Source organism: Sandaracinus amylolyticus, from assembly GCF_000737325.1.
GTDB classification, from domain to species: domain Bacteria; phylum Myxococcota_A; class Polyangia; order Polyangiales; family Sandaracinaceae; genus Sandaracinus; species Sandaracinus amylolyticus.
The window spans coordinates 6,249,009-6,263,463 of the sequence record NZ_CP011125.1; the positions used below are offsets into that span (position 1 = coordinate 6,249,009).

Annotated in this window: 11 protein-coding genes; 5 read left to right on the forward strand and 6 right to left on the reverse strand. The window is 74.2% G+C overall.

Annotated features, from left to right (window positions below):
* Positions 1 to 35: 35 nt before the first annotated feature.
* Together DB32_RS26285 and DB32_RS26290 are read right to left on the reverse strand one after the other, a co-directional pair.
* Entirely contained in the window at positions 36 to 1,289 is a 1,254-nt protein-coding gene (locus tag DB32_RS26285; protein WP_157069400.1) for a hypothetical protein, read from the reverse strand.
* A 138-nt stretch (positions 1,290 to 1,427) separates the two neighbouring features.
* Entirely contained in the window at positions 1,428 to 2,348 is a 921-nt protein-coding gene (locus DB32_RS26290; RefSeq protein ID WP_157069401.1) for a hypothetical protein, read from the reverse strand.
* Positions 2,349 to 2,428: 80 nt separating this feature from the next.
* On the opposite strand from DB32_RS26290, the gene DB32_RS26295 reads away from it, so the two are divergent.
* From DB32_RS26295 to DB32_RS26310, 4 genes are read left to right on the forward strand one after another with little or no spacing between them, the layout of a single operon-like run.
* Positions 2,429 to 3,004: a hypothetical protein gene (locus DB32_RS26295; protein WP_053235392.1), complete on the forward strand. Its 576-nt coding sequence runs from the start codon at positions 2,429 to 2,431 to the stop codon at positions 3,002 to 3,004.
* Positions 2,992 to 3,567: a type III secretion system stator protein SctL gene (gene sctL / locus DB32_RS26300; protein ID WP_053235393.1), complete on the forward strand. Its 576-nt coding sequence runs from the start codon at positions 2,992 to 2,994 to the stop codon at positions 3,565 to 3,567. Before DB32_RS26295 ends, sctL begins: the two co-directional genes overlap by 13 nt.
* On the forward strand, positions 3,564 to 4,502 hold the full coding sequence (locus DB32_RS26305; protein ID WP_157069402.1) for a site-2 protease family protein: 939 nt from the start codon (positions 3,564 to 3,566) through the stop codon (positions 4,500 to 4,502). The genes sctL and DB32_RS26305 overlap by 4 nt, the downstream gene beginning before the upstream one ends.
* 43 nt (positions 4,503 to 4,545) lie before the next feature.
* Entirely contained in the window at positions 4,546 to 6,231 is a 1,686-nt protein-coding gene (locus tag DB32_RS26310) for a hypothetical protein (RefSeq protein WP_053235395.1), read from the forward strand.
* Positions 6,232 to 6,435: 204 nt separating this feature from the next.
* Here the strand turns inward: DB32_RS26310 and DB32_RS26315 are convergent, their stop codons facing one another.
* The 3 genes from DB32_RS26315 to DB32_RS26325 all read right to left on the reverse strand — a co-directional run bounded on the left by DB32_RS26315 (position 6,436) and on the right by DB32_RS26325 (position 11,245).
* The gene (locus tag DB32_RS26315; RefSeq protein ID WP_157069403.1) at positions 6,436 to 7,050 is read right to left on the reverse strand and encodes a hypothetical protein; all 615 of its coding nucleotides are present in this window, start codon (positions 7,048 to 7,050) and stop codon (positions 6,436 to 6,438) included.
* Between the two features lie 63 nt (positions 7,051 to 7,113).
* Entirely contained in the window at positions 7,114 to 9,144 is a 2,031-nt protein-coding gene (locus tag DB32_RS26320; RefSeq protein WP_157069404.1) for an OmpA family protein, read from the reverse strand.
* 283 nt (positions 9,145 to 9,427) lie between these two features.
* Positions 9,428 to 11,245 (reverse strand): FHA domain-containing protein, encoded by a 1,818-nt coding sequence (locus tag DB32_RS26325; RefSeq protein ID WP_053235398.1) that lies wholly within the window; start codon positions 11,243 to 11,245, stop codon positions 9,428 to 9,430.
* Between the two features lie 156 nt (positions 11,246 to 11,401).
* Here DB32_RS26325 and DB32_RS26330 point away from each other — a divergent pair, with 156 nt between their 5' ends.
* Positions 11,402 to 12,772 carry a hypothetical protein gene (locus tag DB32_RS26330; RefSeq protein WP_169791557.1) on the forward strand — a complete coding sequence of 457 codons (1,371 nt, stop codon included), beginning with the start codon at positions 11,402 to 11,404 and terminating at the stop codon, positions 12,770 to 12,772.
* Here DB32_RS26330 and DB32_RS26335 read toward each other — a convergent pair.
* Complete coding sequence (locus DB32_RS26335; protein WP_053235400.1) at positions 12,761 to 14,383, reverse strand: alanine:cation symporter family protein; 1,623 nt, start codon at positions 14,381 to 14,383, stop codon at positions 12,761 to 12,763. The two genes, DB32_RS26330 and DB32_RS26335, sit on opposite strands and share 12 nt — an antisense overlap.
* Between the last annotated feature and the right edge of the window lie 72 nt (positions 14,384 to 14,455).

Consider the following 14,455-nt stretch of genomic DNA (forward strand, 5'->3'; position numbering starts at 1 on the left):
CGAGGCGGCTGCCTCGCGTGCTCTCGGTTCGGGTGTCAGCCTTCCGCGCGCACGCAGAGACCGCTCGCGACGTCGCAGGTGAAGCCGCGATCACGATTGGCGCACTGCATGGTGGCGGTGCACTGCGGGGTGCACGCGCCGACGGTGCCCTCGCCCTCGCCGTCGACGTCGCGGCAGGTGTAGCCGTCGCGGCAGTCGGTGCTGACCGCGCAGCGCTTGAAGCAGACGTTGGGCTCGCCCGCTTCGGTCGCCGCGATGCACACGCCGTCGTCCGGGCAGGTGGTGTCGTCGCCGACGTTGCAGCCCTCGAACGCGCAGTACGCGCCCGGATAGCCGGTCTGGCCCTCGCTGTAGCAGGTGCCACCGGTGCAGGGCATGCCGCCGCCGAAGCGCGAGCACTGCGCGCCGAGCTGGCCGGCCGGGAAGGGATCGTCGCAGGTGCCGAGCACCTCGTTGCACACGCGGCCGGCGGTGCAGTCGGCGTCGCTGCACGCGGGCTGGCAGGTGAGGCGATCGGGGTAGGTGCTGGTGCCGCGGCAGGTGTAGCCGGCGCGGCAGTCCTCGGCGGTCGCGCACGCGTCGACGCAGAGACCGCCGCCGCCGCCCGCGCTGGGCAGGCAGTGCGCGTCGGCGCCGCAGCTGCCGCTCGCGGCGGGGTCGCAGCCGGTGGCGATGCACGCGCCCGAGGGCCATCCGCCGAGCGCCTCGGAGAGGCAGAGCGCGCTCATCGGGCACGCGCTCTCGTCCTCGCAGGGCTCGCCGATGCTCGCGGTCGGGTCGTAGCAGTTGCCCTCGCCGAGGTCGCCGCCGTCGGGGTCGCAGCGCAGGCCCTCGGGGCACTCGCGGTCCTCCTCGCAGCCGCCGCCGAGGCAGAACGGGAGCGGGAGCATCGGGTGGTCGAGGGTGCAGCCCTGTCCGTCGCGGCACTGGTCGGTGCCCGCCGCGTCGCACGCGTCGACGCAGAACGAGGGGCCGAAGAAGTCGGAGCAGATCCCGCCCTCGCCGCAGTCCTCGTCGCTGCCGCACTCGAGGGTGCAGTAGCCGTCGGGGAAGTAGTCGGGGTCCGCGATGCAGGTGTCCGCGCCGCCCGTGCAGTCGGTCGCGGTCGACTCGTCCGAGCACGCCGCGCCGATGTTGCTGGGCGGGCCCGCGTCCTGCCCGGCGTCGAGCATCGCGCCGTCGAGGTCGATCACGATCGCCGCGTCGGCGTCGGTGGTCCGCGACTCACCGCAGCCGACGACGAGCGCCATGACGCACGCCAGTGTCCCGAGCCGTCCGTTCCCCACCATGTTGCCCTCGTCCGATCCCACCCGGCGACACCGCGCGCCGGGGCATTTCACGAGGGGCGGACTCTAGGCAACGCAAAACGGGCGAACAACGTAAGAAGCGGCACGCCGGAGCGTCACCGGATGCACGCGCAACGTTCTTCAGCGCGCGCGGCGGCGGGCGACGATCACCCCGAGAACCAAGGCGAAACCCGCGAGCGCCCAGGGCATGGCACGGGCGCTGCCAGGGGCGGACACGGCGCAGAGCGGCTGGAACGCGGCGTCGGTCAGCGGGTCGAAGCAGCGCTCGTCGGAGGGCTCGGACACGTTGCCGACGCCGTCGGCGGCGAACACGCGCACGCAGACGGGCTCGCTCGCCTCGAGCGCGTCGAGGCGGAGGTTGAGCGTGATCTCGCGGCTCGCGTAGTTGCGGACGCGGTCGCGCAGCTGGGGCGCGTTCACGCCGGCGGCGCGCGTGAGGTAGAGCATGTACTCGATCGAGCCGGGCGGGCCGTCGTCGGTCGCCTGCTCCCAGCGGAGGCCGACGAGGCGGCCGCCCTCGGGCAGCACGCACTCCGCGGTCGACTCCGAGGGCTCCGCGTCGAGGAACTCGCCGAGCACCGGCGGGCCGTTGTCGACGGTGACGCCGGTGCAGAACCGGAAGTCGAGCGACTCGTCGATGCCGCCGGCGCGCCCGGCGTAGGCGCGCGAGGGCTCGAAGCCGCCGTCGGGGAAGAAGAAGAGCTGGTCGCCGATCACCTGCACGCGGCCGGCGACGTCCTCGCCATCGGCGGCGGAGCAGCCCGCCGAGCACTCGACGTCGGCGGGGCAGCGCACGATGCGCAGGAGCGTGGCGGGGTCGTCGCCGGGGCCGTCGGGCCCGAAGTAGCCGCGGGAATAGCGCACCGCGATCGGCGCATCGAGCGTGACGTTGAACGCCCCGACCGACGGCGTGACCTCGACGGGGCGACGCGCGGGCGAGGTGTCGTCGACACAGGGATCGTCCTGCGCGAGCGCGGCGCCGGGAGCACCGACGAGCGCGAGGGCGACGGCGAGACCGCGGAACGGCGCTGCGTGCTGCACGGCAACGAACATAGCCCGCGGCGCGTGCGTCAGCAGGCCCGCGTCGCGGGACCGCGTCGTGCGTGCTACGGCAACGGCCCGTGTCTTCCGCCTCGTTCCTCGACGGTCTCGCGCTCGCGGCGACGCTGACGGGCGACCGCGGAAGGGCTGCGGAGGCGGGGCTCGCACCGGAGCTCGCGCGGGCGCTCGAGGCGCGGGTGCAGGAGATCCGCGGGGCGGACACCCAGGGTCGGCAGCGCGCGCTCGGCGCGATCGCGGTGGGGCTGCGGCCGGGGATCGATGCGCGCGCGACGCTGCCGGCGCGGGGCGCGGCGATCCTGGCGTCGGAGGTGCCCCGCGCGACGGGCGCGGCGTGGATGGCGCGCGCGCCGCTGCCGCGACCGGGGTTCCGCGCGAGCGCGGGGCTGCGGGCGACGATGCGTCGCCTCGCGGGCGCGCCGATCGACGAGGCGGCGGATCGGGCGCGCGGCGCGGTGCTGGCGCAGGAGCAGGACGAGCGGAGCGCGACGTTCGTGCGCATCGCGAGGGCGACCGGGCGCGACGTCGAGGCGGCGCTCGGCGCGATGGAGCGCGGCGCGCGCGAGGGCGGAGAGGATCGAGGCGCGCGGGCGGGACGCGAGCTCGCGGCGCTGTGGGAGCGTGGATGTCGCGGGTGATCCGAGGGCCGGGCGCGCCGCCGCGCGTGGTGCCGGCCGAGGTGGTGGACGCGCGCGCCGAGGCCGAGCGCATCGTGGAGGCCGCGCGGCGGGAGGCGGAGGCGCTGCTCGAGGGCGCGCGCGCGGAGTGCGAGCGGCTGCGCGCCGAGGCTCGGGCCGAGGGCGCGGCGAGCGGGCTGGCGCAGGCGGCGGCGCTGCTGGTGGAGGCACGTCGGGCGCGCGACGGAGCGCTGGTGGGGATCGAGCGCGACGCGCAGACGCTGGCGCTCGCGGCGGCGGAGCGGATCGTCGGTGAGGCGATCACGATCGAGCCCGCGCGCGTGGTGGCGATCGTGCGCGACGTGATCGCGCGGGCGCGCCGGGCGCGCGCGATCGAGCTGCGGGTGCACCCGGAGGACGCGCGAGCGCTCGAGGGCGCGATCGAGCCCTCGGTGCGGGTGATCGAGGACGCGTCGATCACGCGCGGCGGGTGCGTGATGCGCAGCGAGCTCGGCACGGTGGACGCGCGGGTCGAAGTGCGCATCGACGCGATGGCGCGGATGCTCGGGTGCGAGCGCCCGTGAGCGAGATCGCGAGGACGTGGTGGGCGGAGTGGCGCACGCCGCTCGCGCTGATCGTGCTGACGTTCGTGTCGACGCTGTGGGCGGGCGCGCTGATGGGCGGGAGCGACCCCTGGGAGCGCCCGCTCGAGCTGATCGCGGGGTGGGACTTCGCGCTGCCGCTGATGGCGATCCTGCTCGCGCACGAGCTCGGCCACTACGTCGTCGGGCGGATGCACCGGGTCGACATCTCGCCGCCGTTCTTCGTGCCGATGCCGCCGCCGTTCATGCTGGGCACGATGGGCGCGGTGATCCGGATGCGCGGCGAGATCCGCGACCGGAACGCGCTGCTCGACGTGGGCGCGGCGGGGCCGCTCGCGGGGATGGTCGTGGCGCTGCCGGTGTTGATCTACGGGATCGCGACGTCGCCGGTGCAGCCGCTCCCGGAGAGCGGCGAGATGCTGATCGAGGGGCGCTCGCTCCTCTACGTCGCGCTGCTCTACGCGCTGAAGGGGCCGATCCCCGAGGGCCACGACATCATGCTCTCGTCGACCGCGTTCGCCGGATGGGCGGGCCTGCTGGTCACGATGATGAACCTGTTGCCGTTCGGGCAGCTGGACGGCGGGCACATCGCGTACGCGCTGCTGGGCAAGACGCAGGACCGGATCGCGCGCGCGGTGCTCGCGGTGTTGCCGGTCGTCGCGATCGCGACCGGGCTCTTCTACGCGTGGCCGCTCTACGCGTCGGGTGAGCGCGGGGATCCGCTGATGGGCTCGGCGCTCGCGGGCGTGAGCTGGCTCGTGTGGTTCGCGGTGCTCGGGCTGATGTCTTGGCTGTCGGGGATCGATCATCCGCCCTTCGAGCCGGGCGCGCTGACGCCGGGGCGGCGGGTGGTGGCGATCGGCTGCCTCGTGCTGTTCGTGCTGCTGTTCATGCCGTCGTGGATGCGCGCGGGGTGACGAGAATTTCAGCCGAATCCCCGACCGCTGGTACACCCGCGGGGTGGTCCGTCCGCTCGCGCGAGCCGGTGTCTCGCTCGCTCTGATCCTCGGCGTGCTGGTGTGCCCGCGCGCGGCGCGCGCGTGGACCGACGCGACGGTGCGCAGCGTGTCCGCGCACGTGACGATCGCGCGCGACGCGAGCGCCGAGGTCGAGCTCGTCGCGCAGGTGCGCGTCGACGGCGGATGGCTGCAGGCGTTCGAGCTCGACGGGCTCGATCCCGATCTCGAGCTCGTGCCGGGGCGCGCGAGCTTCCGCGACGCCGAGGGCGTGCTGCTCGAGCCGCGGGTCGACGTCGAGGGCGAAGGACGCGTGGTGTTCGGGTTCCGCCGCCGCGGCGCGCCCCGGCGCGGCGACTACGTCGCGACGATCGTGTACCGCACGTCGCTCGCGCACCGCGCGACCGAGGTGCGCGAGGACGGCACCGTGCTGGTCCGCTGGGTGCTGCCGGGGTGGCGCTACGGGCTCGACGACGTGGCGATCACGCTCGATGCGCCCGAGGGCGCGGCGCCGGTGCGCGACGAGGACGATCCCGCGGTCGAGGTGACGCACGCGCCGACGGCGACGGGCACGCGGGTGGTGTTCCATCGCGTGCACCTGCCGCGCACGCGCGAGTGGGTCGTCACGCTCGCGCTGCCCGCCGGGCGCATGGACACGTCGCTGCACGTGCCGAGCACCACGCCCCGCCGCGCGCGCCCCGCGCCGCCGATGGACGCGCCGAGCACGCCGATCGGCGTGCCGCTGCTCGCGCTGGCGCTCGCGGTGATCGCGGTCGCGAAGTCGCTCGTGGTCGCGCGCGCCGAGCGCGCTGCGCGGGTGCCCTCGAGCGCGCTGGTGCCGCTCGGGCTCGGTGCGCGCGTGGTGATCGTCGTCGTGCTCGCGAGCGCGGCCGCGATGCTCCACGAGCACGTCGAGCTCGCGCTCGGGCTGCTCGGAGGCGTCGCGCTGTGCGCGATCCATCGTCGCGCACAGGAGCCGCGCGCACCGCGCCTCGGCTCGTTCCGCGCGACCACGCCCGAGGATCACGCGCGTGCTCGTCGCGCGCTGCGTACGTCGCGGCTCGACGTCCTCGATCCCACGACCGTGCCCGGCGCGACGCTGCTCGGCGTGGTGATCGCGGCGCCGCTGATCGCGTGGTCGCGCGGCGTGCTGCCGGTGCCGCTCCCGATCGCGATGGTCGCCGCTGCGCTCGCGACGACCGTGCTGCTCGGGGGCACGCGCCGCAGCCGTCCTGCGGCGGCGCACGTCGAGCTGGCGCACTTGCTCGCGCTCGCAGCACAGCTGCGCGCCGACCTCGAGGACGACCGTCGCTGGGCGATGCGCCCGGTGCTGCACACCGACGTGCGCGGCGAGGCGCAGGACGCGCGCTTGCGCATCGTGCTCGCCGCGATGCCGAAGGGCCTCTTGCGGCTCGACGTGGTGCGCGCCGCGCGCGCCGACCGCGGCGGATGGTCGAGCGAGCCGGTGCTCCTCGTCGTGACGCGCGAGGGCAGCCCCGCGGATCGCGCGCTGGACGAGCGCTTCCCGGACGCGCGCATCGCGAGCGCGCCGCGCCGCATCGCGCGTCAGCTCGCGATCGAGCCCGACCTCGCGCGCACGCTCGCGCCGGTGCTCGAAGCCCTCGCGGCCTGCCCCGTCGAGACCGCGCCCGCTCCCCGGAGCGTCGGCACGCTCGCCGCGACCGCGTGAGGGGCGCCCTCCCCCGGGCAACGCGAGGGCCGCCGCCGAGCACGGGAGAGCGGGCGGGGACCCGCGCCGCAGCTCGAGGGGTCGAGAGGGGAGGCGCGCAGCCTCCCCCGGGCAACTACGCCCGCTGCGAGCACCGCAAGCGGGTGGGGACCCGCGCGCAGCTCGAGGGGTCGAGAGGGGAGGCGCGCAGCCTCCCCCGGGCAATCAGGCGCGCTGCGAGACCTTCGCGAGGATCTCGTGCGCGTTCTTCACGGCGCGCGCGACCTCGTCGGGCGCGATCTCGAACTGCTGGATGATCGCCTCGTGCACCGAGTCGTACAGCCAGGTCGCCGCGTCCTGATCGCGCGCGCACTCGCGCGCGGAGTGGCCCTGGAACGTGATCTTCGGCAGTCCGTCGACCGCCTTCTGCAGCACGGCGACGCCGCGATCCCCGAGGTACGCGCGCGCCGCGTCGAGCTGCACCGTCCACGGCTCGAAGATCTCGGGCTCGTCCTCGCGGTGATGCGTGACCACCTCGGGGGAGGTCTGCGCGATGCGCTCGAGCGCGAGCCGCAGCACGAGCACGTCGTCGACGAGCGCGAGCGTGCCCTTCACGCCCGGGATCGCGTTCGACGCGGAGAGCACGTGCAGCAGTGCGCCGCTCGCCAGCACGCGCCCCTGATCGTCGAGATCCGGGTCTTCCATGACCCGGAGCATCGCCTTCAGATCCTGGGGCAGCGAGAGGATCGCCTCCCGCATCGCTTCCGCGAAACCATTCTCCGCCATTGATCGGATCGCCAGTCGAATGAGCTGCTCGTCGCAGGAGGGCCGGCTCTGCACGAGCCGGCCGTCATCCCTCCTGACGTCGCAGTGTCGCCCTTGCTCTGGGCGGGATCAAGAAGGTCAGTCCGGGATCAGCGAGCGACCCGCCGGACACGCGACCTCGACGCCGGTCGGACCGTCCGCGGTGCGGATGATCTTGAACTCGACGCGACGGTTCTGCTCCCACGCTTCCGCGGTGTGGCGCGGATCGACGGGGCAGCGCTCACCGTAGCCGCCGCTGCGCAGACGATCGCGCGCGACGCCACGCTGCACCAGCGCCTCGACGACCGCCGCAGCGCGGTCCGACGTGAGGCGGAGGTTGTACTCGTCGTCGCCGCGCTCGTCGGCGTGACCCTGGATCTCGACGAGCGTGATGTGCGGGTTGCCGATCAGCGTCGCGGCGACCGCGTCGATGATCGGGAAGCTGCGCGACTGGATCTGCGCGCTGTCCGTCTCGAAGTAGATCTTCTCGAGGATGATGATCGAGTTCTCCTCGATCACGACGGTGCCGCGATCCGGGCAGCCATCGTCGTCCTCGGTGCCGTTGTACGTCTCGGGATCGTTCGGGCACGAGTCGTCGCGATCGAGGATGCGATCGACGTCGTTGTCCGGATCGGGGCAGCCGTCGGCGTCCTGGAAGCCGTCGCGATCCTCGGGATCGTTCGGGCAGAGGTCGTCGGTGTCGAGGATGCCGTCCTGATCGTTGTCGGGATCGGGGCAGCCGTCTTCGTCCTGGAAGCCGTCGCGATCCTCGGGATCGTCGGGGCACTGGTCGTCGGCGTCGAGGATGCCGTCGCCGTCGCGATCGCCCTCGTTGCCCTCGGGGCAGCCGTCTTCGTCGGAGTCGCCGTCGCGGTCCTCGGGGACCATCGGGCACTCGTCGTCGACGTCGAGGATGCCGTCGCGATCGTTGTCGGGATCGGGGCAGCCGTCCTCGTCGCCGAAGTCGTCGAAGTCCTCGGGCTGATCCGGGCACTGGTCGACGTCGTCGCGCAGGCCGTCACCGTCGCGGTCACCGATCGACGGCTCGAAGACGAAGCCGATCATGCCGCGCACGTCGCTCTGGAGGATGCCGCCGACGGGGATGCCGCCGCCGCCCGCGAGCACGAGGTAGCTGTTGCGGTCGACGAAGATCTTCAGACCGCCCATCGCCTCGAGCGAGGTGCCGCCTTCCGTCGCGAACGCCTCGAAGATCGACGCGCCGTAGACGTCCGCGGTGAGCTCGACCGGCGAGTCGCCGAGGCGGATGCCGACGCCGAGCGAGTACGTGAGCATCGGGCCGTACTGCACGCTCGTCGCGGAGCCGGGCACCTGCATCGGCATCGTCGCGTTGCTGCCACCGGGCACCGTGCGGCCGCCGGCGGGCACGATCGGCATGCCCTCGCCGAGCTGCAGGCGCGTGCCGACGTTCACGCCGAAGCGAACGATGCGCGCGGGGCGCCACTCGAGCGCGACGATCGGCCAGAGCACGACGTTGTTGTCGCCGACGAACTCGCTCGGGCTGCCGGTCGGGAACTCGACCTGGAGCAGCGCGGCGATCCCGAAGCCGCCGTTGCGCTCGGCGCGAAGGATGCGGCCCTTCACGTGCAGCGAGAGCGGCCCGATGCCCTGGTAGTCGAGCGATCGGGAGCGCGTGCCGCCTTCGTTGAAGAAGCCGGGCACGGTCACGTTCGGGCCAGCGCCGAAGACCGCGAGCGGCAGCTGGATGCCCACCTCGAGCACGTTGAACAGGCCGAGGTTCGCGTGCAGCGTGCCGTGGAAGAGCGCGTCGACGAGGCGCCCGCAGAGCAGATCGCCGCGGCCGTTGCAGTAGTCCGCCTGGTCGGCGGCCGTGCTCGTGTCGTTGACGAAGCCGTTGTACGGCAGGATGCCGAACCCGGCGTCGACGATGAGGCCGAAGCTGAACGCGAGGTGACCGAGGATGTCGGTGCCGTTCGTGTACAGCAGGCCCTTCGAGTCGACGGCTGGACGGAACAGGTGGAGGTCCATGCCGCCCGACGTCAGCCGTCCGCCGGCACCTTGCGCTTCCGCGGTGCCCGAGGGCGCGAGAACGGCCGCGTGGGCGAGCGCGATCAGCGTGGCGAAGCCGAGGATCCGGGCGATCCGGCGCATGCGCATCATCTCCTCAGAAGCCGAAAAAAGCCGGGGAAATCCGGGTCGGCGCGATGTTCGCGCACGACCTGGACGGAGTCAACGAAGAGTCGCCCGTTTTCGCGTGTGAAACCGCGCAGAACGCACGCCGCGACGGACGATTCGCGCCGCCGCGGCGAGGGCCCACAGCGCACACGAGCGACCTGCCCCGATCGACGATCGGGCCGCCGAGCGCGCGCAAGCGGGTGGGGACCCGCGCGCAGCTCGGGGGTCGACAGGGGGGCGCGCAGCCCCCCGGGGAGAATCAGCGGCCGTGCTGCAGCAGGATCTGGCGGTACTGCTGGGTGCGCGGATCGCTCGGGAAGCGCTGGATGTAGCGCTCCATCGTGTCGAGCATGCGGCCCGTGTTGCCCATCGCGCGGTAGGTCTCGACGAGCAGGCGGTACTCGTCGGTCGTGCGCGAGCGGCCCTCGAGCGCGCGCACCGCGCACTGGTTGTCGCCGCGCGCGAGGCAGGCGCGCGCCGCGGCGAGCGGCGTCTGGCCCGAGTCGGCGGGCGGCGGCGGGGTGACGGCCGCGCTGGTCGTCGTGCCCGAGTCGCGCCCGGTGACCGCGCCGGCCGTGCCTCGCGGATCGCGCGGCTCGCGATCGCGCGGAGGGGTGACCGCGCGATCGCGCGCGCCGCCCGAGACGCGCGGGCGCGCACGACGGGCGATCGCGTCCGCCGCGCGGCGCGTCGCAGGCTCGAGCTGCGCCATGTTGAGGACCGTCTGCGCGAGACGCAGCGCCTCCTCGGGCTCCTCGGTGAGCTGGTCCTGCGCCTGCTCGAGCGTCGCGTCGGCGAAGTCGCGCATCGTCTGCTCGACCTCGGGCCGGGTGCGGAACGGGCTCTGCGGCGGGAGCGCGTCGAACTCGAGGTACGCGCCCTCGAGGTTGCCCTGGTTGCGCAGCGCGACACCGCGCGCGAACGCGTCGGACTCCTCGCGGTCCTGCTGCGCGCCCGCCTGGCAATCGAGCGCGCGCACGTCGGAGGGAAGGATCGCGAGCGCCTCGCCCGCGCGCTGGAGCGCGAGATCGAAGTGGCCGCCGTTGCGCGCCGTCACGCACGCGGCGACCGCGGCCGCGACGCGCTCTTCGACCGACGGGCCCGCGACCGCGGTGGTGGGATCGCCGTGCACGGTGGGCACGGTGGGGCTGGGCACCGGCGGCTCCGTGATCGGCGTCGCGGTCGTCGACGTGGGCTGTCCGCCCGAGATCGCGACGACCACCGCGCCCACGACCGCCAGGCCGACGATCCCCGCCGCGACGAAGATCGGCGCGCGGCTCGTGGGACGCTCGGGCGACGCCGCCTCGAGCTGCATCGTGTGCGCGGCGTCGAAGACGAACTGCTCGCCCGGGCCGACGAAGCGGAAGCGGACCTGCCCCAGCTCGAGCGTGTCGCCCGGCTTCAGCTCGGCCTGCTGCACGTCGCGCCCGTTCACGCGCACGCCGTTCGCGCTGCCGAGATCCTTGATGCGGATCGCGCCGCCGTCGTTCGTGACCTCGGCGTGCTCGCGCGAGATCGAGCGGTGGTTGATCCAGACGTCCAGCTCTTCGGCGCGGCCGATCCGCGTGACCGGGCGCGCGAGCGCGAACTCCGCGCCCGGCGCCGGCTGCGACGTCATGACGAGGCGCGCCGGCGGGCCGACGACGATCGCCGGGGTGCCCACACCGCCCGCAGGGAGCGTCGGAGCGCCGGGCGCGATCGCGGGCGACTGGAGCATCGCCGTCGCGGGCTCCGCTCCCCCGTTCGGCGCGGCCATCGGCGCCGTCGTGTCGGGAATGGTCGCCCCGTCGTCGAGCTGCAGGGCGAGCTGGTAGTCGCCGATCGAGATCTGATCGCCGGCCTTGAGCGTCGCCTCGTTCCCGATGCGGCGGCCGTTGACCTTGACGCCGTTGTACGACGACAGGTCCTCGACGAGATACGAGCCGTTGGCCTTACGGAGCTTCGCGTGACGACGCGAGATGTTCCGCTCGGTCAGGCGAATCGTATTGCCTTCCTTGCGGCCGATCGTGATCTCGTCACGAACCAGCGGGACGACGGTCGTCTTACCTTCGTCGTCGGCGATGACGAGTTTGTACATCCCGGCCACGGACGGGCTCACCCGAGGGGAGGGGGTTGGGATGGGAAGGATGGTCGCTCCACGGCTCGGGTGTCAACGACGGCAATCGATCGATGGAGCATCGGCTCCGACCGAGGCTTGGGTGAGGTCGGGATCCATGACACGCTGACGACGTCGATGCGATGGCGTACGACGGCGTGCGTCGTGGGAGCCGTCGCGCTGCTCGGCTGCGAGGAGCGCGCGCCCGCCGTGCCGACGCGCGACTCGGGGCCACGCGCGCGCGACGGCGGCGACGTGGCGCAGATCGACGGCGGATATCGCAGGCCCGACGGTGGGCCGCGCCTGCCGCCCGCCGATCTCGAGGTCACCCTGCCCTACGGCGGGCCCGAGGCGCGAGTCCCGCTCGAGGTCGGCGCCGATCTGGGCACGCTCGACGTGTTCCTCTCGATCGACACGACGGGGAGCTTCGGGGGCGAGATCGACGCGCTCCAGCGCGATCTGATCGACGGCGTGGTGCCCACGTTGGCGGCGCGGGTGCCGAGCGTGGCGCTCGGGGTCGGGCGCTTCGAGGACTTCCCGGCGGAGCCGTTCGGGACCGAGAACGATCGACCGTTCCAGCTGGTCACGGCGATCACGACGGATCGCGCGCGGGTCGGATCGGCGCTGGCGTCGCTCGACGCGCCGCTCGGTGACGGCGGCGATCTCCCGGAGTCGGGCGCCGAGGCGCTCTGGCAGATCGCGACCGGCGAGGGCTACACGCACGACGGGCGCACGTGGATCGCGCCGTTCCGCGATCGCGGCGTGCCGGGCGGAGGCGATGTCGGGGGCGCCGGGTTCCGCGCGCGGGCCTTGCGCGTCGTGGTGCACGTGACCGACGCGACGAGCCACGCGCCCGGCGAGTACGAGGCGTCGTTCCCGGGCACGCGCTCGCTCGCGCAGGCGGCCGAGGCGCTCCGCGCGATCGACGCGCGCGTGATCGGGATCGCGTCCGGGCCGGCGCCGCGGAGCGAGCTCGAGGCGCTCGCGCTGCGCACCGGCGCGGTGGTGCCGCCGGTCGACGGGAGCTGCTCGACCGGGATCGAAGGCGCGCCTCGCGGCACGGTGGAGGGCACGTGCCCGCTCGTGTTCGACGTCGCGCCCGACGGGACCGGGCTCTCGACGACGCTCGTCGACGCGATCGGCGATCTGCTCGACACCGTGCAGTGGAACGAGGTGTGGGGCGAGGCCGACGACGAGGGGCTCGGCTTCGTGCGCGCGGTCGCGGCGATCGAGGCGCGCGTCGAGGGCGGCGCGGCGCCGCCGACGCGCGAGGATCGCCGGCCGAGCGGCGACGGTGTCGCGGACACGTTCGCCGGGGTGCGCCCCGGGACGTCGGTGCGGTTCGAGCTCGTGCTCCGGAACACCACCGTGGCGCCCGCCGACTACGAGCAGGTGTTCCGCGTGTCGGTGCGGATCCTCGGCGACGGGCTCGATCTCGTGGAGCGCACGGTGCGCGTGATCGTGCCGCGCGGGCGGCTCGTCGACGGCGGCGTCGACTCAGGCGCGTAGCTCGCGGAGCTTCGCGAGCAGGCCGATCGCCGCGACCAGGCCGAGCACCGCGCCCGCGATCGATCCCACCGTCGCGAGCCAGGGCGCGACGCCCGTCGCCGCGAGGAGCAAGCCGAGCGCGGGGAGGAACGCCGCGGGGATCGCCAGCGCGCGCGGGACGCTGCGCGCCGCGGCGACGCCCCACCCCGCCGCGCCGAGCGCCGCGAGCAGGAGCAGCGCGGTGAGCGCGATGCGCGACGCGATGTCGCCACCGCCGCGCATCATCGCGGACGCGACGAGCGTCCCGCCGCGCGGGAGCATCGCGCCCTCGACGCGGATGCGGCTCGTGCGCGCGAGATCGACCTGGCGGAGCGTCCCCTCGCCGTCGGGCTCGAGCAGCGCCGTGATGCGTCCGTCGGTGACGCGCAGCGCGAAGTCGCCCGGCTGCCCGTCCTCGCCGACGTAGCGCGGGTCGACGATCATGCCGCGCTCGGTCGCGAGCTCGAGCGGACGCGCGAGGACCCCGCCGTCGAGCACGCGGAGGGTGCCGCTGAAGGTGCGATCGGTCTCGCGCCGCTGGCTCACGGTGTCGAAGCCCGAGCGCCAGAACGTGATCTCGTCGAGCGCGCGCGAGCCCTCGACGCGGCGGTGGAACGCGCCGGTCGCGACGAACGCGCACGCGAGCACGGTCGCGAGCACGACGTGCAGCAGCGGGCCGAAGAGCGCGGCCGCCGCCTGACCGCGCGCGGTCGGCGCGCGCGCGGCGGCGTGGATCGCGCCGTCGGCGCCGGTCGTCGCGGCGAGCGGCGGGAGCACGTGGAGCAGCGCCGCGGCGGCGATCTCGCCGACCATCGCGCCGGAGAACGCGCCGACGCTCTCGGCGCCGGAGAAGACGTCGTCGAAGGCGCGCGGGATCGTGCCGAAGGCGCGCGCCGGGTCCTGGAGCATCGCCGCGAACGCGACGCCGAACAGCGTGCCGAGCGCGGCGAGCGCGATCCAACCGAGCACCGCCGAAGCGGGCGTCGCGACGGGGCGGCCGAGCGCGGGCAGCACGGCGAGCGCGGCGACGACCGCCACCGCGATCCCCACGTAGGTCTCGCTGCCGGGAAGCAGCTGGCCCGCGGCGTCGGCCGCGGCGCCGCCGTGCACGCCACCGACGAACGCGAACGCCGCGAGCGGCACGAGCACGACGAGCGCGAGCCCGATCGCGCGGAGCGCGGGCGCGGAGTCGTTCGCGAGGCGCGTCGCGAGGCTCCCGTGCGCGTCCTCGCCGGCCTTGCCGGGCGGCGCGCTGCGGGCGAGCAGGACCTCGGCGTAGCGCAGGGGCGCGATCAGGAGGCCGAAGAGCCAGAGCCACGCGATCGCGCCGGGCCCGCCGAGCGCGACCGCGGTCGCGGCGGAGACGGCGGCCGCGGCGCCCCAGGTCGCGGCGCTCGAGAGCAGCACCGACGTGCCGGGCGGCATCGAGCCCTCGACGCGCGGATCGTGCGAGAGCGCGGCGCGGAATCCGTCGCGCAGGCGCAGCAGCTGAGGCGCGCGGAGGACGACGGTGAGCACCAGCCCCACGAGCGCGAGGACGATGGGCACGACCCAGGTCCAGAGGACGTCACGAGCGCTGAAGAGGGCCTGCATGAGGGGGCGAGTTGTAGTGGTTTTCGATGAGGGGGCCAAACGGGCCCGGGAACGGAGCGGGTGCCCGGGCCG